17 protein-coding genes are annotated in these 21,656 nt (G+C 35.5%); 14 read left to right on the plus strand and 3 right to left on the minus strand.

Translation table 11 applies throughout. The features are described from left to right. Positions 1-554: 554 nt before the first annotated feature. The gene (locus ACYIAL_RS03645) at positions 555-2,048 is read right to left on the minus strand and encodes a hypothetical protein (RefSeq protein WP_483751008.1); all 1,494 of its coding nucleotides are present in this window, start codon (positions 2,046-2,048) and stop codon (positions 555-557) included. 827 nt (positions 2,049-2,875) lie between these two features. Further along, positions 2,876-3,535, minus strand: coding sequence for a GTP cyclohydrolase I FolE (gene folE / locus ACYIAL_RS03650; RefSeq protein WP_174796835.1), 660 nt, complete (start codon positions 3,533-3,535; stop codon positions 2,876-2,878). Positions 3,536-3,733: 198 nt separating this feature from the next. Here folE and polA point away from each other — a divergent pair, with 198 nt between their 5' ends. The 12 genes from polA (at position 3,734) to ACYIAL_RS03710 (ending at position 17,618) form a co-directional block, all read left to right on the plus strand. After that, a complete protein-coding gene (polA, locus tag ACYIAL_RS03655) occupies positions 3,734-6,517 on the plus strand; it encodes a DNA polymerase I (RefSeq protein ID WP_483751009.1) in 2,784 nt (927 codons plus the stop codon). A gap of 289 nt (positions 6,518-6,806) precedes the next feature. Beyond that, entirely contained in the window at positions 6,807-8,237 is a 1,431-nt protein-coding gene (gene gltX, locus ACYIAL_RS03660) for a glutamate--tRNA ligase (RefSeq protein ID WP_483751010.1), read from the plus strand. A 54-nt stretch (positions 8,238-8,291) separates the two neighbouring features. Next, positions 8,292-9,905, plus strand: coding sequence for an intermembrane phospholipid transport protein YdbH family protein (locus tag ACYIAL_RS03665; protein ID WP_483751011.1), 1,614 nt, complete (start codon positions 8,292-8,294; stop codon positions 9,903-9,905). 11 nt (positions 9,906-9,916) lie between these two features. After that, the gene (locus ACYIAL_RS03670) at positions 9,917-10,102 is read left to right on the plus strand and encodes a YnbE family lipoprotein (RefSeq protein WP_085246970.1); all 186 of its coding nucleotides are present in this window, start codon (positions 9,917-9,919) and stop codon (positions 10,100-10,102) included. Positions 10,103-10,207: 105 nt separating this feature from the next. Next, positions 10,208-10,552 (plus strand): YdbL family probable chaperone protein, encoded by a 345-nt coding sequence (locus ACYIAL_RS03675; RefSeq protein WP_483751012.1) that lies wholly within the window; start codon positions 10,208-10,210, stop codon positions 10,550-10,552. A gap of 194 nt (positions 10,553-10,746) precedes the next feature. After that, positions 10,747-12,420, plus strand: coding sequence for an asparagine synthase B (asnB, locus tag ACYIAL_RS03680; protein WP_483751013.1), 1,674 nt, complete (start codon positions 10,747-10,749; stop codon positions 12,418-12,420). 336 nt (positions 12,421-12,756) lie between these two features. Next, positions 12,757-13,737 carry an NAD(P)-dependent oxidoreductase gene (locus ACYIAL_RS03685; RefSeq protein ID WP_160431879.1) on the plus strand — a complete coding sequence of 327 codons (981 nt, stop codon included), beginning with the start codon at positions 12,757-12,759 and terminating at the stop codon, positions 13,735-13,737. Positions 13,738-13,797: 60 nt separating this feature from the next. Further along, positions 13,798-14,619 carry a PTS mannose/fructose/sorbose/N-acetylgalactosamine transporter subunit IIC gene (locus ACYIAL_RS03690; protein ID WP_160431905.1) on the plus strand — a complete coding sequence of 274 codons (822 nt, stop codon included), beginning with the start codon at positions 13,798-13,800 and terminating at the stop codon, positions 14,617-14,619. 43 nt (positions 14,620-14,662) lie between these two features. Further along, a complete protein-coding gene (locus ACYIAL_RS03695) occupies positions 14,663-15,523 on the plus strand; it encodes a PTS system mannose/fructose/sorbose family transporter subunit IID (protein WP_160431878.1) in 861 nt (286 codons plus the stop codon). Between the two features lie 32 nt (positions 15,524-15,555). After that, on the plus strand, positions 15,556-16,053 hold the full coding sequence (locus tag ACYIAL_RS03700; RefSeq protein ID WP_160431877.1) for a PTS sugar transporter subunit IIB: 498 nt from the start codon (positions 15,556-15,558) through the stop codon (positions 16,051-16,053). 15 nt (positions 16,054-16,068) lie between these two features. After that, complete coding sequence (locus tag ACYIAL_RS03705) at positions 16,069-16,512, plus strand: PTS sugar transporter subunit IIA (protein WP_483751014.1); 444 nt, start codon at positions 16,069-16,071, stop codon at positions 16,510-16,512. 152 nt (positions 16,513-16,664) lie between these two features. After that, positions 16,665-17,618 (plus strand): hypothetical protein, encoded by a 954-nt coding sequence (locus tag ACYIAL_RS03710; protein ID WP_483751015.1) that lies wholly within the window; start codon positions 16,665-16,667, stop codon positions 17,616-17,618. A 61-nt stretch (positions 17,619-17,679) separates the two neighbouring features. On the opposite strand, the gene satP is transcribed toward ACYIAL_RS03710, so the two are convergent. Further along, positions 17,680-18,258, minus strand: coding sequence for an acetate uptake transporter (gene satP / locus ACYIAL_RS03715; protein WP_160431874.1), 579 nt, complete (start codon positions 18,256-18,258; stop codon positions 17,680-17,682). Between the two features lie 231 nt (positions 18,259-18,489). On the opposite strand from satP, the gene dnaK reads away from it, so the two are divergent. Further along, positions 18,490-20,409 carry a molecular chaperone DnaK gene (gene dnaK / locus ACYIAL_RS03720; protein ID WP_085246966.1) on the plus strand — a complete coding sequence of 640 codons (1,920 nt, stop codon included), beginning with the start codon at positions 18,490-18,492 and terminating at the stop codon, positions 20,407-20,409. A gap of 127 nt (positions 20,410-20,536) precedes the next feature. Continuing rightward, positions 20,537-21,655, plus strand: a complete 1,119-nt coding sequence (gene dnaJ, locus ACYIAL_RS03725; RefSeq protein WP_483751016.1) for a molecular chaperone DnaJ — start codon at positions 20,537-20,539, stop codon at positions 21,653-21,655. Position 21,656: the final 1 nt, after the last annotated feature.

Genomic DNA, 21,656 nt, shown 5'->3' on the forward strand with positions numbered 1-21,656 from the left:
TTTTCTATCTTTTGTATATTTGTTGATTATGTTATATCTCTATTAAAATGCGTATCACAATTTCTGCTTTCCCATTCGTTTTTGGGTTAGCAGATTTCGTGAATTTTTCATTTATATGATGGGTATCTTTTTAATAATAAATGTTCGCCTGTTCTTTGATATTCACATCCGTTATCCAAATAAATAACCGTATCAAGATCTCGCAAAAAATCATTAACTCTAATAAATAAGTTGTTTTTGGTTTACTGTTTAATTTTGTTTTTAATTAATGGCACACGCTTGGTATCAACATATTGCATTTCGGCAAGATAGATTTTGTTATAGCGATTAGCCAAATCGGTGATGGCTATTTTTCATTTATGATGCCATCACCATATCTCTTGTCTGTGATAAGGCGTTAGTTTTGTTGTTTAGAACATGAGCATGTTATTTGCTAACTTTGTCAGCTCAGTTGTTCCCCCCCTTAAGTAGGGGCAATTTTTCTTTATCAGCTTGACCTTAATTTGCTCATAATTCCGTTCTCAGTTCAAAAATTAGAAACTCAGTACTAAAATCTAAGGATAGGTGCACAACCCATACTGAAGGTAAGTAGACGGATTGCTGTAAACAGAACCGAAGAGCGAGGAGACATAGAACTGCCTTAACCCTATTACATCACTTGTCCAGTAATTACTTTTCGATTTGGAAACAAAGCCCGAATTGGTATAACTTGTCATTTTTCCCCATTCGCTGAACAGGCCCGCACCAATTTGGCGCTGGTAAACGTTGTTACTTGATGACGGCTTGGCACCAATGGCTCCTTGACAAGTATCGCCTGAGCCTTTATTTGTACAAATTGCGTTGGTAACATCGTTTACTTTTATAAGCCTATAACCTATGCTAGTACACCAAGTTGCATGGTTGGAAATAGTTCTATTTTTATTTCCACGGCTAATAAACCACTTGCTCAAGACAAACCCATATCTTAGTGCTTCTCTACCAGAGATATCGTAACCGACTAACTCGAATGTCTGTGGTAAGGTTGGTTTTGTTATTTGACTTGGATTGTCGGCTTGCTGCTCGGCCTCGGTTGCCGTTGGTCCTGTTAGTACAACCCGAATAGTGTTACTATTTGCTTTGGGCGTCATGGTAGCGGTGATACCTCCATGTGTCACTGTTGGCCAAGCTAGTTGGTCAAATGCTCCTCCTATAACTAAATCAAAGAATAAACCATCAGCACCAGTGGTTGGGAAGTTACGATCATAAGATGTGGGTAAGGTAGATTGAACAAGAAACCCTTTACTTGGATTCCATATGTTTTCGGGACCGGCGTGACTCCCTGTTCCCAAATTATTCTGCCCATACTTCAATTCTGGCTTGGCATAGCAGATTTTGGGCGGTATGTTTGGGGAGATATAGTAAGTTGTCGTCTTGGTACTAAAAGTGTTGGTGTTAGGTACGCCGTACTTTGAACTGAACATGCCATCGGTGTTACTTAACACCACTTTATAAGGAGCTCTACAAATATCTAAGGTATCGTTGCGATCCACTATTTGGTTATCTCTATCCATAAAGCTAACACTTATACTGCCTGTTGCAGTCACGCCATTTTCTTCTTGTCCATCGCCATCATCATCACCCCAGTATTTATAAGGGGCATCAATGAGTCTTTCTAATCCTATTGAGTTGATTGATGTTGGCACAAACATGCCTATATTTGCTAAGGTATCAGTTGCATTAGGTAATACTATTGGTTTTTTTGTATTTGAAATGTTGGTTGATGGCGTAAAAGTTCTACCGTCCGGTAAAGTAATACTTAACAAACCTTCTGTCGTGCGAGCTTTGGTTCTACCTCCATCAAACGTTAAATATGGTGCTGAGCCTTGAATAATATTTGTAGTAGTAGCTGATAACGCCTGAGTATTTAATGAATATGACAATAGCAATGCTAATGTTAAAGGAAATTTTGATGATACTAATGAAGTTAAAGAGAAAACTTGGTTAAAGTAATATTTAGAACTATTTAAGACATCAAACTGCCAGCGCCGGTGCCTACAATGATAATGCATATCTCCTCCGTCAATTAATTCCTTATTTTATCTTTTTCTATAATTATCAGCTCGCAAAATAAGCTAATTTTATTTTTAATCACCAAAATTATAACGCCTTAAAAAAATTGTTCACCTTTTAAATAGAAAAATTTGTAAAGAAATATAAATACTACAATCAGTCTCACGTTTTGTATAAAAAAACAATTTTTTGGTTCTTTTTTGTGGATATTTATACTGGCGTTATTTTTATCGTTAACTGTTTGAAAGCCCCAAAACCTATCTGACAAAAAAAATGAAATGCTCCATGCTAGTTACTTTACTAAGTAAAACGAAGATGAATTAAAGCGACAAATAGGTAATTGCTAAGATAATATTGCTAGAGTATAGGAATTACTCGCGTTATTTACAGTAATTTGAGAAACTAAAATAATCAATATACATAAAAAACAAAATTAACGTCTTATCGCCAGCAAGAGATATGGCAAGTATCATAAAGAAAAAATAACTGTCACCGATTTGGTTAAACGCTTTGTGAGCAATCTTCCAACCATGTATAACGAGTCAAAAAAGCCCGATTGAAGATAAATCTAATCTGGCAAATAAAACACGATAACAAAACTTATCTGGACGAAATATTCACAAAATCTACCCACCCAAAAGCGAATAGGAAAGCAGAAAGCGTGATACGCACTTTAATGGAGAGATGGCATAATCAGGAAATATTTCAAAATAAAAAATATATAAAACAAAACATTAATCAATTTTTAGGAAAACGCCTTATGTGTTTTTAGCCGATTATTTTAATCATGAAATATAAACACTCCAGCGTTTTCTTACATATAATATCAATAATGGTTTAGTGCTCGTAAAAACTCTTGTCTTGTACTTGGATTTGTTTTAAAACCCCCTCCAAGCGCTGTGGTGGTTGTCGTGCTGCTCGAATCTTTAATGCCTCTGGCTTTTACGCAATAATGGGTCGCATCAATTGAAACTGCAACATTGACTGTACCAAGTAACGTTTGCAGAGCAACTAAAATTTGCTGCGTTAACCTTTCTTGTACTTGGGGGCGTTGTGAAAAAAACTCAACGATACGATTGATTTTCGATAAACCAATCACTTTATCTTTCGGAATATAAGAAACGGTAGCTTTGCCGTCGATGGTAACAAAATGGTGTTCACAAACACTGGTTAGTGTAATATCGCGAACAGTTATCATCTCGTCAACTTGCATTTTATTTTCGATTAGCGTGATTTTCGGAAAATTTTCATAATAAAGACCTGAAAAAATCTCATCAACATACATTTTTGATACACGATGAGGCGTCTCGGCAAGACTATCATCAGTCAAATCCAGCTCCATTAATTTCATAATTTCACGGAAGTGAGCCTCGATTTTTGCTTTACGCTCACTATTATCCATAGCTAGACGGCATGATGGTGTTTCAAGGTTTTTAGCGGCTAGTGCTTCTTTGACTTTTTGCGCAGCAAGAGTTAATTCTGTCATTTATCAAATACTCAGGCGAAATTAGAGGCAATATTATATAACACTCGTGATGTAATATACAGTTCTTACAGATTTTTATACTAAAACGCATAGTTTCCTGAAACTTTTTTACATTATATTATTGTCTTCCTAAGAATATTCTAGCTAATTAGGTTATACTATCAGTCATTGAATTGACTAACGTTTTAGGTAACCATAATGCCAAATAATACACCGATTATTTTAATTGATGGATCATCTTATCTTTACCGTGCTTTTTTTGCATGTCCTCCATTAACAAATGCCAAAGGTGAGCCAACAGGCGCTATTTTTGGTGTGATTAATATGGTTCGTAGTTTAATTAATCAATACAACTCTTCCCATATTGCTGTGGTATTTGATGCCAAAGGGGGATCATTTCGTAACGAGATCTATAGCGAATATAAAGCTACCCGAGAGGCAATGCCCGAAAATCTTCGTCCCCAAATTGAACCTATTCACACTATTTTGAAAGCCATGGGTTTACCACTACTTTGCATTGATGGTGTCGAAGCAGATGATGTCATTGGTACACTAGCTAGACAAGCAGAAAAGGAAAATCTTGAAGTGTTGATTAGTACTGGCGATAAAGACATGGCTCAGTTGGTGAGTGATAAAATCACGCTTATTAATACCATGAATAATACGATTCTTGATCCAAAAGGCGTTATGGAAAAATTTGGTGTTCCACCCGAAAAGATGATTGATTATTTAGCATTAAGAGGGGATTCTTCCGATAATATCCCTGGTGTACCGGGCATAGGGGAAAAAACGGCACAAAGTTTATTATCTGAATTTGATGGCATAAAAGATATTTATAATCGATTGGATGATATTGAAAAATTATCGATCCGAGGCGCTAAATCTTTAAAGAAAAAATTGATTGATAATCAAAATGATGCAGATCTTTCTTATTTACTCGCAACAATCAAAACCGATGTGAAGTTAGATTTTACCAATGAGCAATTATTGGTAGGGGATATTGACGTTAAGGCTCTAATTGAGTTGTTTAATTACTATGGTTTTCATCGTTGGCAAAAAGAATTAATTGGTGGTACCTTTTTAAAACAGCAAAAAAATACTGCGGTAGAAGCCGATGATAATTTCTTCTTCTCTACTCAAGAAGAACAACTTACACCAACTTCACAAAACACAGAAACTGATTATCAATGCATATTAACCAATGAACAACTAGATGAATGGCTTGTAAAATTAACAAATAGGAAGCAATTCGCGTTTGATACTGAAACCGATAATGTAGATCATGTGCATGCTAAATTAGTAGGCATATCACTCAGTGTTGAACCTTATCAAGCGGCTTATATTCCACTTGCTCACCAATATTTAGGTGTTCCGAAGCAATTGCCGCTCAATGATGTTTTAGCTAAATTAAAACCGATATTTGAAAATCCTAAAATCGCAAAAATTGCCCAAAATGCGAAATTTGATTACAGCGTGCTGGCAAACTATGGCATAACAGTGCAAGGGATTGCGTTTGATACCATGATTGAATCTTATGTATTAAACAGTAATGACCGTCATGATATGGATAGTTTGGCAAATCGCTATTTGAATCACAAAACCATTACTTATGATGAATTAACTAAATTTGATAAAATTCGAGTGACTATTGATAATATTGATGTAATAAAAACGACGCAATATGCTGCTGAAGATGCCGATATCACGTTACAATTGCATAATAAGTTATGGCCTGATCTTGAACGAGACCAAAAATTAAAAAATCTATTCACTAATATTGAAATGCCACTCACCATTATAATAGCCGAAATGGAAAGAACCGGTGTTTTGATTGATGCCAAGTTATTAAATAAGCATTCTACTGAATTGAACAACAAATTGAACGAAATTCAAGAAAGATTACAATTGTTGGCAGGTGAAAATTTTAATCCCGCATCACCTAAACAAATTCAAGCTCTTTTATTTGATAAGCATCAATTACCGATACTCAAAAAGACACCAAAAGGCGAACCGTCAACTAGTGAAGATGTTTTGAGTGAGCTCGCTAATCAATACGAATTGCCGCGCATGATTTTGCTTTATCGTAGTTTAGCTAAGTTAAAAAATACTTATACCGATAAATTACCATTGATGATTAGCCCTATCGATCATCGGATCCACACTAATTATAATCAAATCGGTACAATAACGGGTCGATTGTCGTCAAATGAGCCAAATTTACAACATATTCCAGTGAGAACCGAAGAAGGGCGCCGAATTCGACAGGCATTTGTTGCGCCAAAAGGTTATAAGATTATTTCTGCTGATTATTCGCAAATTGAATTACGTATCATGGCGCATCTATCACAAGATAAAAGCTTACTTAACGCTTTTGCTAACGATAAAGATATTCACCGAGTGACAGCTAGCGAAATTTTAGATAAATCTGAATCTGAAGTCACTTTTGAAGAGCGAAGACGGGCAAAAGCAGTTAATTTTGGATTAATTTACGGTATGAGTGCTTTTGGTTTATCTAAACAAATTAATATTACTCGTAAAGAAGCAAGCTTTTATATCGATCGCTATTTTGAACGTTACCCAGGCGTTCAAACTTATATGGACGAAACCCGCCAGCAAGCAGCAGAACAAGGTTATATTGAAACTTTATCTGGTCGACGTTTGTATCTTCCTAAAATTAAATCAGGAAGTGGTATTGAACGTCGCGGTGCTGAGCGTGCCGCTATTAATGCGCCAATGCAAGGCACGGCGGCCGATATTATCAAAACAGCGATGATTAAGGTAAGTGAATGGATTAAAAGCCTACCTGTAGGTAATATTAGGATGGTGATGCAAGTCCACGATGAACTCGTATTTGAAGTAAAAGAGGAATTGGTTGAACAGTATCGAACTCAAATAAAATCGATTATGGAAAATTGTTATCAGCTATCTATACCATTAAAAGTGGATGTCGGCGTGGGTGATAACTGGGATGAAGCACACTAATGAGGCTAGATCAGCACTAAATAAATCAGCCTTGACTTAAATAAAATGGCTAAGTGTTAATTTTATACTGAAACACATGCTTTTCTGAAACTTTTTTACACAGCATGGCTTAATTTTCTAACATTAATGGTACTATTGCCGAAACCTTTCGGCGTGTTAGAATAGGTAACTAAATCAAATTTATATCAAAATGTTATTCTGTCAGAGCAACAGGCAGAATAAGAAAAGGGAGCGCAAGCCGCAGTCTGGTTAATTAGGCGCTCGTTTTTGTTATTTTTAGGATTATTTCATGAAAATCAAAACCCGTTTTGCACCCAGCCCAACAGGCTATTTACACGTAGGTGGTGCTCGTACCGCACTTTATTCTTGGCTTTATACTCGCCATGCAAAAGGTTCATTTGTATTACGTATTGAAGATACCGATCTTGAGCGTTCAACACCAGAAGCGATTGAAGCAATAATGGAGGGTATGAATTGGTTAAAATTATCATGGGATGAAGGTCCTTATTATCAAACTAAACGTTTTGATCGTTATAATCTCGTTATTGACGAAATGTTAACCAAAGGTACAGCTTATCGTTGTTACTGTTCTAAAGAACGCCTTGACCAGCTACGTGAAGAACAGATGGCGAAAGGTGAAAAAGCGCGTTACGATGGTCATTGCCGTTGTGATTCGGTACAAAAAGAACATTCTCATGATGAACCTCATGTTGTTCGTTTTGCTAATCCTATTGATGGTACCGTTATCTTTAATGATTTAATCCGAGGACCGATTGAGATCGCCAATAAAGAGCTTGATGATCTTATTATTCGTCGCACAGACGGTTCACCAACTTATAATTTCTGTGTGGTTGTTGATGATTGGGATATGGAAATTACCCATGTTATTCGTGGTGAAGATCACATCAACAACACACCTCGTCAGATCAACATTCTCAAAGCGTTAGGTGCACCATTGCCTGAGTATGGGCACGTATCGATGATTTTAGGGGATGATGGACAAAAATTATCTAAACGCCATGGTGCGGTCAGTGTAATGCAATATCGTGATGACGGTTATTTACCCGAAGCGCTACTTAACTATTTAGTACGCCTTGGGTGGTCGCATGGCGATCAAGAAATCTTCTCAGTGCCTGAAATGATTAGTTATTTTTCATTAAATGCAGTGAGTAAATCAGCCAGTGCATTTAATACTGAAAAATTACTTTGGTTAAATCACCATTATATTAATCATTTAGATGCAGATTATGTTGCTCAGCATTTAGTTTGGCATATGAACCAACAAGGCTATGATTTAGCTAATGGTCCCGATCTTATTACTATCATTAAGCTATTTGGCGAACGTTGTAAAACGCTGAAAGAAATGGCTGAATCTTGTTCTTATTGTTATCAAGACTTTGCTGATTTTGATGCAGATGCAGCTAAAAAACACCTTCGCCCCGTGGCTAAACAACCATTAGAAACACTTAAAGCCAAAATTGAAGCGATCGCCGATTTTGATTGGCAAATAGATAAAATTCATCATGCCATTGAACAAACGGCAGCTGAACTGGATGTTGGTATGGGAAAAGTCGGCATGCCACTACGCGTTGCAGTAACCGGTATCGGGCAATCACCATCGGTTGATGCAACTGTTTTTGCCGTTGGTAAAAAGCGCACGCTTGCTAGAATTGATAAAGCTCTGGCATATATTACTCAGCGTGAGCAATCTCAAAATTAATCTATTTATTGCAGGGTAATGCCTGCAATTATTTTCGCCAAATCGAGCACTTCTATGGTTCGCTTAAAAAAACGCTATTGGATCTCACTAAGTATCTTATTTTTGATCGCATTGTTTTGCTTATATGGGTGGCACTATTGGCAGTCATTTAAGCAGAAACATGGAATTATGGTCGATTGGCATGATGCTAGCCTTGGTTTTGATGGCCTTACTTTTGATGAACTTACTGTTAGCAAGCAATCTCAAATCTCTATAACAGCTAAAAATCTATTAATTTCATGGTCATATTTATCTGCAAATAATTTAGATATCCACTGGCAAGTAAATCAATCTGAAACGGTCGTAGATTCTGTCGAAAATGTAGTTGATACTGCTACTGATAATCTTAATCAATCCGATCTTGATCTCTCTTTGATTCCAACGATTATTTATTGGTCACCTAAGACGATTCATATAGATACATTGCGATTTTATGAACAAGATAAAAAACAATTCGATTTAAAAGTCGATATCAGTAAACAGCAAGAAGCGATACAACTGAATGTAGCAACCAATACCCAAGAGATCGCACAATTGTCAGCTACTTTGTTGGTTAATCAAACAGCTTCACGTTTTGATATACAAAACGGTCTTTTTAAAACATCTTTAAAGCCATTTGGTCTAGAAAATAGCAACTTAACATTACCATTTACTGGTTGGGTATCTGCTGATCAATTGGCATTAACAACTTCAGATAACGCCTCAATTAGCTTTGATAAAGCGAATATTTCTAACGATTTACTCCTTGGTTCTGGCACAGGGCATTTGAATATGCAACTTCAATCAAAAATTCCGTTTGATAGCAATAAACTCTCTGTTATAGCAATGCTAACGGTTAATAAGCTCAATGGTATTTATAAAAGTAGTGAAATCAAATCGGTGACAGGTAATGTCAATATTATTGTTAAAGATAACCGATTTACGATTTCAACGCCGGCGTTAAATGTTCAAGAAGTAAACATGGGTATCGCCTTTGAAAAGCTAAAATTAGCTGGAAGTTATTCCGCTTCATTCAAAGCACCTAGCAAAGGAATAGTTACTTGGAAAAAGCTTCAAGCTGATATTTTTTCTGGCTCAGTTTTTATTGAACCGAGTAAATTGAATTTAGCTAAATTACCCCAACAATTAAATTTAAAGATAAAACAGATACAATTAAAAGATATTCTTGCTAAATATCCAACCGAAGGGCTTGCTGGCGACGGTACAATTGATGGTTTTTTACCGATTACATTATTAAAAGCGAAAACAAAGAGTGAGGCGGCATTTGAACTGGCAATTAAAAATGGGCAGCTAACCACAATTAATCAAGGTTATTTACAGTTTGAAAATTCAGCCTTAAAAAATTATGCGCAAAATAACCCAAATATGAAAATACTCACTGATATTATTAAAAACTTTCATTATACTAAATTACAAGGTACAGTTGATTACGCCAACGACATTGCTAAATTGAAATTGAATATTCAAGGAAGTAATTTAGATGTTGAAAATGGCAAAGCAGTGAATTTAAATATCAATCTTGAAGAAAATATGGCTAAATTGCTGATGAGCTTACAGTTATCAGATCAAATTAGTGAGCCAGTTCGTAAACGAATTCAAGCACGTTTAAAAAAGGAAGCTTCAAAATAAGAGGTTATTTTATGGTACGAAATGTTATTGCAATAATGATGCTAAGTAGTGCGTTAATCGGATGTTCGCCAACAGTAAAAGTGCAAGCGCCGAGCGAACCGATTAATATCAATTTGAATGTTAAGATAGACCATGAAATTAATATTAAGGTTGATAAGGCGTTAGATAATATCATCAATAAATCTGGATTATATTAAATTAATCGGTTTTATTTTCATCTATCCTTTTGAATGTGACTAATAGAAAAACCTGTATTCGCATTCAAATTAATAAAATATGATGTATTTATTAAGGAGTTTGTTATGACTATTTGTAAAAAAGCAACTGTAGCATTATTGTCTGTCTTTTTGTCTTTTTCTGCGTTTGCATTAAATTTAGAGCAAGCTATTGATTCATTGAGTCAAGCCAAAGCACAAGGTATCGTTGGCGAACAGGCTGATGGTTATTTAGGTGTTGTGAAAAATGCAGGTAATGCCACCGAAATTGCGCAACTGATTAATCAAGCTCGTAAAGCACAGTATCAAAAAGTGTCCGCTGAAAGCAATGTTCCTTTAAGTGAAGTAGAAAAAAAAGCGGGTAGTAAAGCGCAAGAAAAGACCCCAGCAGGTCAATATATAAAGCAACAAGGTCAATGGTTAAAAAAATAATCATCACTTTTTGCAACGATAGAAAAAGTATAATGACATTGTACTTTAATTGTGTATTAATAATGTGTATGCTGTTTGTTTAAATATTTGTTCATTATCTTTTTATATTTAATAAAAAAGATGTGAAGTTTTTATCTAGTTAGTTTTTTTACTTGTAATAGTATCGCTTATGCGATTTGAAATGGAGAAAATCAATGTGTTCGATTTTAGGTATTCTTGATATTAAATCAGATCCAGAACAACTACGAACAAAAGCATTAGAGCTATCATGTCTACAGCGTCATCGTGGTCCTGATTGGTCTGGTATTTTTGCGTCTGATAAAGCTATTCTTGCTCATGAACGTTTATCAATTGTGGATGTTAATACCGGATCTCAGCCTCTTTATAATAAAGATAAAACTCTAGTTTTAGCGGTGAATGGCGAAATTTATAATCATCAAGAACTCCGAAATCAGTACAAAGATCGTTATGAGTTTCAAACCGGTTCAGACTGTGAAGTAATTCTTGCTTTATATCAAGAAAAGGGTATTGACTGTCTTGACGAATTACAAGGCATGTTTGCGTTTATCCTTTATGATATTAATAAAGGTAGCTATTTTATTGGTCGTGATCATATCGGTATTATTCCAATGTATACTGGTCATGATGAAAATGGCACATTTTATGTTGCCTCTGAAATGAAAGCACTCGTGCCTGTTTGTAAAACAATTGAGGCTTTTCCTCCAGGATGTTACTTATCTAGTACCGAAGGTGAAATCAAAACCTACTACAAACGTGACTGGATGGATTATGACAATGTTAAGGATAATAAAACAGACATCAATGAACTTCGCCTTGCATTAGAAGAGTCAGTAAAAAGTCATTTGATGTCTGATGTGCCTTATGGTGTGTTATTATCAGGTGGACTTGATTCTTCAGTCATTTCAGCAATCACTAAAAAATTCTCAGCGCGCCGTGTTGAAGATCACGAAAAATCAGAAGCATGGTGGCCGCAGTTGCACTCATTTGCAGTAGGTCTAAAAGGTGCACCCGATCTTAAAGCGGCGCAAGCGGTTGCGGATCATTTAGGTACAGTTCATCATGAAATTAACTTTACTATTCAAGAAGGTATTGATGCCATTCGTGATGTAATTTATTTCATTGAAACTTATGATGTAACAACTATTCGCGCGTCCACACCGATGTATTTAATGGCACGTAAAATCAAAGCTATGGGCATTAAAATGGTACTATCTGGTGAAGGTGCTGATGAAGTGTTTGGTGGTTACCTTTATTTCCACAAAGCACCAAATGCCAAAGAGTTCCATGAAGAAACCGTACGCAAATTAGCGGCACTGCATATGTATGATTGTGCTCGTGCTAATAAAGCGATGGCGGCGTGGGGCGTTGAAGCGCGCGTTCCATTCCTTGATAAGAAATTCTTAGATGTTGCTATGCGCATTAATCCAAAAGATAAAATGTGTGGTAGTAATGGCAAAATGGAAAAACACATTGTCCGCGAAGCATTTGAATCTTACTTACCAGCATCGGTTGTTTGGCGTCAAAAAGAGCAATTCTCTGACGGTGTGGGTTATAGCTGGATTGATACATTAAAAGAGATTGCCGAAAGTAAAATTACTGATCAGCAATTAGAAAATGCAAAATTCCGCTTCCCGTACAATACGCCGACTTCAAAAGAAGCCTATATGTATCGTGAGATTTTTAATGAACGGTTCCCACTTGAAAGTGCAGCACATTGTGTGCCTGGTGGTCCAACAGTTGCTTGCTCAACTGCGAAAGCGATTGAATGGGATGAATCATTTAAGAACCTAAACGATCCGTCTGGACGTGCGGCAGTTGGTGTTCATAACGATGCATATAAAAAATAATTGATTAGATTTTAAAAAACAGATTAAAAAAGGGCATGGTTGCCCTTTTTTATTGATTGAATCTATGTGCTCTCCTTTCTGATATTTAGTTTCATATTTCTCTTTTCGTCAATATTTATCTAGGATTTTTATACTAACAAGATTTGCCATTCATTGAGTTGAGTCTATTTTTTAGTGAGTAATTGTTCAATATGTGATCTAAATTCACTTTTTTCTTAAATTAATTAACTATACTTAATGTTACCAGTCACATAACGACTGGGTGGAAAGTAAACAATGTTTATTTTCCAATAAATATAATTGTAAGAGTGGTAATTTATTAACTAGGAGCATTGAGTGAAAAATTATAGAATTGCAATAATCAACTCAAGTAGTTTTGGAAAATATTTTCCAGATCATTTAAAACGATTAGAAAAAATAGGTGAAGTAAAACATTTTACTTTTGAAAATAGTATTTCTGGAAAAGAATTAGCTGATGCATTGCAAGGGATCAATATTGTCATTGCCAGTGTCAGGCCATTTTTTGATAAAGTGTTTTTTGATAATAAAAAAGATCCTTTATTTTTACTTTCTCGCCATGGAATAGGGTTTAATAACGTCGATGTTATTGCTGCTAAAGAGCATGGTACGATCGTTACTATTGTTCCCCCTTTAGTTGAGCGAGATGCGGTTGCTGAAAATGCAGTAACGAATTTACTAGCATTAATTAGACAAACAGTTCAATCTCAAGCGGCTGTTAAGTCAAATGAATGGAAAAAAAGAGCCTCTTTTCTAGGCGTTAATGTTACGGGTAAAGTTGTTGGTGTTATTGGATGCGGTAATATTGGTAGTCGGGTCGCAGAAATATTTAAACACGGCTTTAATACTCGGTTACTTGTGGTTGATCCTAAGGTCAATAAAGAATGGGCACATAAAAATAATATCGAAATTGTTGAATTAGATTATTTGCTTCAAAATTCCGACATCATCTCTTTAAATGCATCACTGAATGAAACAAGCTACCATATCTTAAAAGAGCCTCAATTTTCTTTAATGAAAAAAGGTGTCTATATTACGAATACTGCACGAGCTGAATTGATTGATGAAAGTGCGTTATTAAATGCACTTGATAGTGGTATTGTTGCGGGACATGCAACTGACGTAATGTATGTCGAACCTTCATATAACGATCATCCTTTAGTTAAACACCCTAAAGTACTTGTTACACCTCATACTTCCGCTTATGCCATTGAATGTCTGCAAGGTATGGGGGAAAAGTGTGTACAAGATGTAGAAAACTTTGTTAATAATTTAGAACTACAATCAGTTGTTTCTTAAAAAGTTATTTAACATTTTAAGTAATAACAAAAAATATTAAGGAGTCTATATATGCAAGAAATGCATGTAACGTTTCTTCAAGCGGCGATTATTTCCATATGGGTTGCAATGGTTATGTCACGGGGATTGGGTGGCGCAACCTTAACGTTAAGGTTTACCCCAATGATGACAGGTTTAATTGTTGGTGTTGTTTTTAATGATATTCCAAACGCCATGATAACAACTGCCGCAATACAATTAATTTACATGGGCGTTTTTTCGCCAGGTGGTCAAATGCCATCAGAGCCAGCTATTGCAACTGCTGTTGCTGTTCCTGTTGCGTTGCTTGGAAATATGGAGCCAACCGCTGCGGTTGCAGTTGCTGTACCAGTTGGTTTATTAGGATCTTACTTGTATCAACTAAGATTTTTCTTTAACACTATGATTATGAAATTAACTGAAAGATATGCGCAAGAAGCAAATAGTTCAGGATTAACTCTTTCTATCATTATATTACCAATAATTTGTAGTTTTGCCTTATTTGTTCCGTTTATGTTTGTTGCACTATATTTTGGAGCACCGATTATTGCTGATGTCATTAAATCCAATGCTGGGGGAGTGGTTTTCCATATTCTTAACGTTATTGGTGGTGGTCTTGCCGCAGTTGGTATTGCATTAACCATTTATGTTATTGGTAAAAAGAGCTACATCATTTTCTTCTTATTGGCTTATTTTATGGCAGTAATGGCCAAACCACTGAATATAACAATGGTAACTTATGCGATTGTTGGAGCTATTGTTGCCTTTATTTTTGTTCTTGCAAAAAGTGAAGCAGTAAATTCTGCGGCGGATCAGCCTAGAAATAATTCAAATAATAGCAATCAAGATGATGACGATTATTAATCTACAGTGATTTGATGAATCAATTAGATAGAGGAATTTTATAATGACAGAAATAGTACAAGAAAGCATTGATCTAAAACCAGAGACTATTACTAAAAAGGATATAACTTTTGCTTGGTTACGATGGTATTATGCCAACGAAATCCCACACTCATTTGATCGTTATCTTGCAGCATCATTGATGTGGGGGTTAATGCCAATCCTTAAAAAATTATATAAATCAAAGAGTGAACTGGCAGCAGCTTACCAACGACATTTATTGTTTTTTAATACTCAAATAACTTGGGGGGGAGGAACAATTTCAGGAATTATGGCCTCTCTTGAATCAGTTCGAGCCGATGAGGTTTATCAAAACAAACCAATCAGTATTGATGATGATGTTCTTTATAATACTAAAGCGGGTTTAATGGGAGCATTAGCTGGCATTGGAGATGCGATTGACTCGGGTACTATACAATATATTTTTATTGCAATAGCACTTCCTTGGGCACAAGAAGGATTAGCAATTGGTGCGTTGTTCCCTTTCTTTGCTTTTGTAATATATCAACTTTTTGTGGGATATTATTTTGCGCAATTAGGATTCAAATTAGGTAGAAATGCCGCTACAGAAGTGGTGGGTAACAAAATGCAAATGCTTATAGAAGGCTTATCTATTTTAGGTCTATTTATGATGGGAATTTTAGCTGCCAGCTATATTAAAGTCTCATCAAGCTTAAAATTTACCTTATCAGGCAAAGATTTCGTTATACAAGATACATTAGATAAAATTTTACCTGGTGCGTTACCGCTCATTGTTGTAATGGGATTATATTTTTATTTTTCTAAGAAAGGTTTAAAAGTCACCAGAGCATTAGTTGGATTAACCATTATACTAGGTGTTTTAGCTGCAATTGGCATTTTATAAAATAGTGATATAAAAAATAGAGGTTTTAAATTATGGGAAAAGTTGTTTTAGCTCGTGTAGATAGTCGTCTTATTCATGGTCAAGTCGCAACTAATGTTTCTAAAGCGGCCGGTGCTAATGCCTTATTCGTTGCCGATGACTATTCAGCAAATGATGAGTTTACAAAAAATATCATTTTAGGTGCTGGTGCTAGCACAGGCCATAAAATCAGAGTATTAAAAGAAGATGGCGCTGTAAGATATTGGAATGATCGCAAATATGATGATTTTAATGTTATCTTAATTACTAAAAATATTGAGATAATGTATAAAATTATTAAAGCTGGGGTACCAATAACTAATCTTAATATTGGTGGTTTACCATTAGTACCTGGCGCAACTTCAATAATTAAAGAAGTATCGATTAACAAAGAGCAACTTGATCTATTGATCGATTTAAAAAAGAGTTTCCCTAATATGGATATCTATTTTCAAGCAACGCCTTCATTGAAAAAAGTCACATTAAATGAAGCAATCAAGATGTTTGAATAATATAGGATGGTAAAAATGATAGGCGTGTTATTAATTAGCCATGGCAAGATGGCTTTAGGAATAAAAGATAGTGTAACAATGATTGTTGGGGAACAAGACAAATTTGAATCATTATCACTTAACCCAGGGCAAGATATTAATCAATTAAAAACGGATTTATTTAATTGTAGCAAATCGTTAGATTCTGGCGATGGTGTTTTAATTTTTGTCGATCTCTATGGTGCTTCTCCTTATAACGCATCAATGCAATGTGTGCCACAATGGCATGATCTTGGCATGAATGTTCGCGTTATTACTGGTATGAGCTTGCCAATGGTAATTAATGCAGTATGCAATAGAGATTCGCTATCACTGCAAGAGTTGACAAAAGAGTGTATTGAATCAGGGCATGAAAACATTCAAGATGCTATTGCAAATATTATGCATTCTAACAAATCTGAAAGTGAAGACGATTATTAAATAGTTTAATTTAACTAATAATATTATTTATTAAGTTGATAGTTTTTAGTCTATACCTATCAACTTATTTTTTATCTTCATAGTTAATTGGATTGTATAAAGGTTTATTCACTATATTATTTTAAATTTTATATTTAGATAGTTTATTAAAAATGGAAATACTTAAAGATCTTGTTCTACGATATTGCGTCATCTTTGGCAAACGGTTTTCTTCTAAAGAAAAGATTGCTTTTTTAAGAGTGATATCTAAAGAACTCAGTCAATTAGGCTATATAGTTGATGCAAAACTGGCTAAATTGAAATTAGCCACAAGACGGTATGAAAGCTACTACAATGCTTATATTGGTGATTTAAATAAAGCTGAATTAATCATCTGCACTTATTATGATACGGCTATTAACTGTTTTAATCTTCAAAAAAACTACGCATTTACACCGCAATTTAATAAATTAAATTACTTTATCAGTATTGCGCCTATTGTTTTTTTATTTATTATATCGCTGATATTAAATTATTTTGTCTTTCTTCCAAATATTAGTACTCAAGGCTTTTTTAGCATTGCTGGTATTAGCTCAATTATTTCAACTGTTTTGCTATTTTTTGTTGTATTTAAATTTAAGAGCGGCATTCCTAATCAAAAGAATTTTGTTTGTAATTCATCAAGTATTATTACTATTATTAACTTGATTAACCAACTCGACAAAAAAGACAAGAAAAAAATAGCCTTTGTTTTATATGATGGAGGGAACAGTAGTCAATATGGCTTAAAAATGCTGGAAAGCTACTCTAGCCAAATAAAAGACAAAAAATTTATTTTTATAGACAGTATTGGTAATGGCAATGATTTAATTTATCTAAAACCACAAGGATCGGCTCTACAAATAGAAGACAAAACTATTTATACAGGAAAAATGGAAACCCAATTACCTAATTACATCATGATCACATCTGGTGATATAGATAAAGATGGTAAAATTGTTATTAATAATGCTCATTCATCAAAAGACAACTATTTATCTAACGAAATAATCGAAAAACATACCCAGTCGCTTCATGATGTATGCCGTTCATTAACAACTCGTTATGCCAATAAAAATCAAAAATAGTATTTGAGTAGAGGGAAAGCGATCACATCTACCAACCGATTGGGTAGATGTGATAGATAAATTAATGTGCAGCGCCTTTTGGTGCACCAATAGGTAAAATGGTTCGACCGTATTGCTCATTAATCACTTCAGCCATAGCTAAATAAATGGCACTTGCGCCACAAAGAATACCTTCAAAACCAGCGATATGGAGAATGTCATGGTTACCTGAAATATTACCAATAGCTAATAAAGCAAATAACACGGTTAAACTAGCAAAAACAAATTGTAATACGCGGTTACCTTTTAATGTGCCAATAAACATAAAGCCAGTAAAAATACCCCATAAAGCAAGGAAGATACCGACAAAAGTTGCATCAGATGGTGCTGTTGCTGGCGAAGTAGGTAAGTACCAAATGCCCACTAACGCAATCCAAAAGAAACCATAAGAAGTAAATGCTGTTGTACCAAACGTATTGCCTTTTCTAAATTCTAAAATACCAGCAATGACTTGAGCAAGACCACCATAAAAAATACCCATTGAGACAATGACTGTCATAACTGGGAAAAATCCAGCATTATGAATATTTAATAAAATTGTTGTCATACCAAATCCCATTAAACCAAGTGGGCCAGGATTTGCAAGTTTTGTTTGTTCCATAAGGATCCTATAAGTTAAGTTTGATGATTAAAAAAGAGCGGCAATAATAAGTGCAGAAAACGCGATAATCAAGATTTCAGGGGAAATTATTTTTTTGTCCCCCTTGATATTAATAATAATGTTCCCATTTATGTGAAAACAAAAACATTTCTTTGTGAAATAAAGGCTTGAAAATTAATATTTAAGACCTATATACAAGAAATAAAATACAGATTTTGAGGAGAAAAGATTATGGGTAAAATTATTGGTATTGATTTAGGTACAACAAATTCATGTGTTGCTGTCATGGACAATGGCCAAGCAAAAGTATTAGAAAATGCAGAAGGCGATCGTACAACCCCTTCCATTATTGCTTATACTCAAGATGGTGAAATCTTAGTTGGTCAACCAGCAAAACGTCAAGCAGTAACTAATCCACAAAATACATTATTTGCCATTAAACGTTTAATTGGTCGTCGTTTTGAAGATGCCGAAGTACAACGCGATGTTAGCATCATGCCATATAAAATTGTAAAAGCCGATAATGGTGATGCATGGGTTGATGTTAAAGGTCAAAAAATTGCGCCACCACAAATTTCTGCCGAAGTATTAAAGAAAATGAAAAAAACAGCAGAAGATTATCTTGGTGAAGCGGTGACTGAAGCGGTAATTACTGTTCCTGCTTATTTTAACGACGCACAACGTCAAGCAACCAAAGATGCTGGTCGTATTGCTGGACTTGATGTAAAACGTATCATCAACGAACCAACAGCTGCAGCCCTTGCTTATGGTTTAGATAAAGATGTAGGTAACCGTACTATTGCTGTTTATGACCTTGGTGGTGGTACATTTGATATTTCTATTATCGAAATCGACGACGTTGATGGTGAAAAAACCTTTGAAGTATTAGCAACAAATGGTGATACTCACTTAGGTGGTGAAGATTTTGACTCACGCTTAATCAACTATTTAGTTGACGAATTTAAACGTGAACAAAACTTCGATCTAAAAAATGATCCGCTAGCAATGCAACGTTTAAAAGAAGCGGCAGAAAAAGCAAAAATTGAATTATCATCAGCACAACAAACTGATATTAATTTACCGTATATCACTGCTGATGCAAGTGGTCCAAAACATTTAAATATTAAAGTAACACGCGCTAAACTTGAGTCTTTAGTTGAAGATTTAGTTAAACGTTCAATGGATCCTGTAAAAACAGCATTACAAGATGCAGGTCTTTCTGTTTCTGATATTAAAGACGTTATTCTTGTTGGTGGTCAAACACGTATGCCAATGGTTCAAAAAGCGGTTGCTGACTTCTTTGGTAAAGAACCACGTAAAGATGTAAACCCTGATGAAGCAGTTGCTGTTGGTGCGGCTGTTCAAGGTGGTGTACTTGGTGGTGATGTTAAAGATGTGTTATTACTTGATGTTACGCCATTGTCTTTAGGTATTGAGACTATGGGTGGCGTAATGACAGCTTTAATTGAAAAGAACACAACTATTCCAACTAAACATAGTCAAGTGTTCTCAACTGCTGAAGATAATCAATCAGCTGTAACCATTCATGTGTTACAAGGTGAACGTAAACGTGCGGGCGATAACAAATCATTAGGTCAATTCAATCTAGATGGTATTCAAGCTGCACCTCGCGGTATGCCACAAATTGAAGTTACATTTGATATTGATGCTGACGGTATTTTACATGTATCTGCGAAAGACAAAAATACTGGACGTGAACAAAAAATTACGATTAAAGCCTCTTCAGGATTAAGTGAAGAAGAGATTCAAAAAATGGTTAACGATGCTGAAGCTAATGCCGATGCAGACCGTAAATTTGAAGAGCTAGCTCAAACTCGTAACCAAGCCGATCATCTTGTTCACTCAACACGTAAACAAGTGACTGAAGCAGGTGATCAGTTATCAGCTGATGATAAAAAAGCAATTGAAGATGCAGTCAGTGCTTTAGAAGTTGCCGCTCGTGGCGAAGATAAAGCAGAAATTGAAGCTAAAATTAATGCATTAATGGAAGCATCTAAAAAATTGCTTGAATTAGCACAACAACAAGCCCAAGCAGCTCAAGGTGCGGGTCAAGCAAATAGTGGAAACACTAATGCGCAAGATGATGTTGTTGATGCAGACTTCAAAGAAGTTGATGATGATAAAAAATAAACATTAACTACAATGTTTTTTAATGAGTTATTTCAACAAGTTTTAAGCATATAACAAGTTAAACGGGCGCGAGGTAACTCAAGCCCGTTTAGTTGTTTATACAATCATAAAAAAATAAAGGTTAATTATGGCGAAGAAAGATTATTATGAAACATTGGGCGTTAGTAAAAGTGCCAGTGAAAGTGAGATAAAAAAAGCCTATAAACGCCTAGCGATGAAATATCATCCTGATAAGAATCAAGATAACAAAGCCGAAGCCGAAGCAAAGTTCAAAGAAGTGAAAGAAGCTTACGAAATCCTAACTGATCCGCAAAAAAAAGCGGCTTATGATCAATATGGACATGCAGCTTTTGAACAAGGACAGGGTGGATTCGGCGGATTTGGTGGTTTTGGCGGTGGTGCATTCGACGATATATTTAGTGATTTCTTTGGTGGCGGTCGTGGACGCAGTCAAACCGCCTCTCGCGGCAATGACTTACAATACAATATCTCCCTAACATTAGAAGAAGCCGCAGCAGGCGTTAATAAAGAAATTAAAGTACCAACTTGGGTAAGTTGTGATACTTGCCACGGGCAAGGCGCTGAAAAATCTTCTGATGTGGTCACGTGTAATACCTGTCATGGTGCAGGTGTTGTACAAATGCGACAAGGATTTTTTGCCGTGCAACAAGAGTGTCCAACTTGTCATGGACGGGGTAAAGTGGTTAAAAATCCATGTAAAAAATGTCATGGTGAAGGTCGTGTTGAAAAAACGAAAACATTGTCTGTTACTATTCCAGCCGGTGTTGATACAGGCAACCGTATTCGACTATCTGGTGAGGGCGAAGCAGGTTTAAATGGCGCACCAGCAGGTGATTTATATGTTCAAATGCAAATTAAACCACATGCTATTTTTGAGCGAGACGGCACCAATTTGCATTGCGAAATTCCAATTAATATTGCATTGGCATCACTTGGTGGCGAAGTTGAAGTACCAACCCTTAATGGCAAGGTCAGCTTAACGATTCCTGCTGAAACACAAACCGGTAAAATGTTCCGACTACGAGGTAAAGGCGTCAAATCATTACGTGGTAGTGCGGTAGGTGATCTTTACTGCCATGTTGTGGTTGAAACACCCGTTAACCTAACGAGCAAACAAAAAGAGCTGCTTAAAGAGCTAGGCGAAAGCTTTAAAGCCGATAAAAACTCTAAACACAGCCCCAAAGAAAAAAGCTTCTTTGACAAAGTGAAAAAGTTTTTTGAATAAA

It is taken from the genome of Gilliamella sp. X-57 (assembly GCF_057063565.1).

Excerpts from the sequence above, each read along its gene's own strand:
- ACYIAL_RS03710 (WP_483751015.1), top strand. The coding sequence starts at position 16,665 with ATGGAAATACTTAAAGATCTTGTTCTACGATATTGCGTCATCTTTGGC.
- folE (WP_174796835.1), bottom strand. The coding sequence starts at position 3,535 with ATGACAGAATTAACTCTTGCTGCGCAAAAAGTCAAAGAAGCACTAGCC.
- asnB (WP_483751013.1), top strand. The coding sequence starts at position 10,747 with ATGTGTTCGATTTTAGGTATTCTTGATATTAAATCAGATCCAGAACAA.
- gltX (WP_483751010.1), top strand. The coding sequence starts at position 6,807 with ATGAAAATCAAAACCCGTTTTGCACCCAGCCCAACAGGCTATTTACAC.
- dnaJ (WP_483751016.1), top strand. The coding sequence starts at position 20,537 with ATGGCGAAGAAAGATTATTATGAAACATTGGGCGTTAGTAAAAGTGCC.
- ACYIAL_RS03700 (WP_160431877.1), top strand. The coding sequence starts at position 15,556 with ATGGGAAAAGTTGTTTTAGCTCGTGTAGATAGTCGTCTTATTCATGGT.
- satP (WP_160431874.1), bottom strand. The coding sequence starts at position 18,258 with ATGGAACAAACAAAACTTGCAAATCCTGGCCCACTTGGTTTAATGGGA.
- ACYIAL_RS03705 (WP_483751014.1), top strand. The coding sequence starts at position 16,069 with ATGATAGGCGTGTTATTAATTAGCCATGGCAAGATGGCTTTAGGAATA.
- ACYIAL_RS03690 (WP_160431905.1), top strand. The coding sequence starts at position 13,798 with ATGCATGTAACGTTTCTTCAAGCGGCGATTATTTCCATATGGGTTGCA.
- polA (WP_483751009.1), top strand. The coding sequence starts at position 3,734 with ATGCCAAATAATACACCGATTATTTTAATTGATGGATCATCTTATCTT.
- ACYIAL_RS03665 (WP_483751011.1), top strand. The coding sequence starts at position 8,292 with ATGGTTCGCTTAAAAAAACGCTATTGGATCTCACTAAGTATCTTATTT.
- ACYIAL_RS03645 (WP_483751008.1), bottom strand. The coding sequence starts at position 2,048 with ATGCATTATCATTGTAGGCACCGGCGCTGGCAGTTTGATGTCTTAAAT.
- dnaK (WP_085246966.1), top strand. The coding sequence starts at position 18,490 with ATGGGTAAAATTATTGGTATTGATTTAGGTACAACAAATTCATGTGTT.
- ACYIAL_RS03675 (WP_483751012.1), top strand. The coding sequence starts at position 10,208 with ATGACTATTTGTAAAAAAGCAACTGTAGCATTATTGTCTGTCTTTTTG.
- ACYIAL_RS03695 (WP_160431878.1), top strand. The coding sequence starts at position 14,663 with ATGACAGAAATAGTACAAGAAAGCATTGATCTAAAACCAGAGACTATT.
- ACYIAL_RS03670 (WP_085246970.1), top strand. The coding sequence starts at position 9,917 with ATGGTACGAAATGTTATTGCAATAATGATGCTAAGTAGTGCGTTAATC.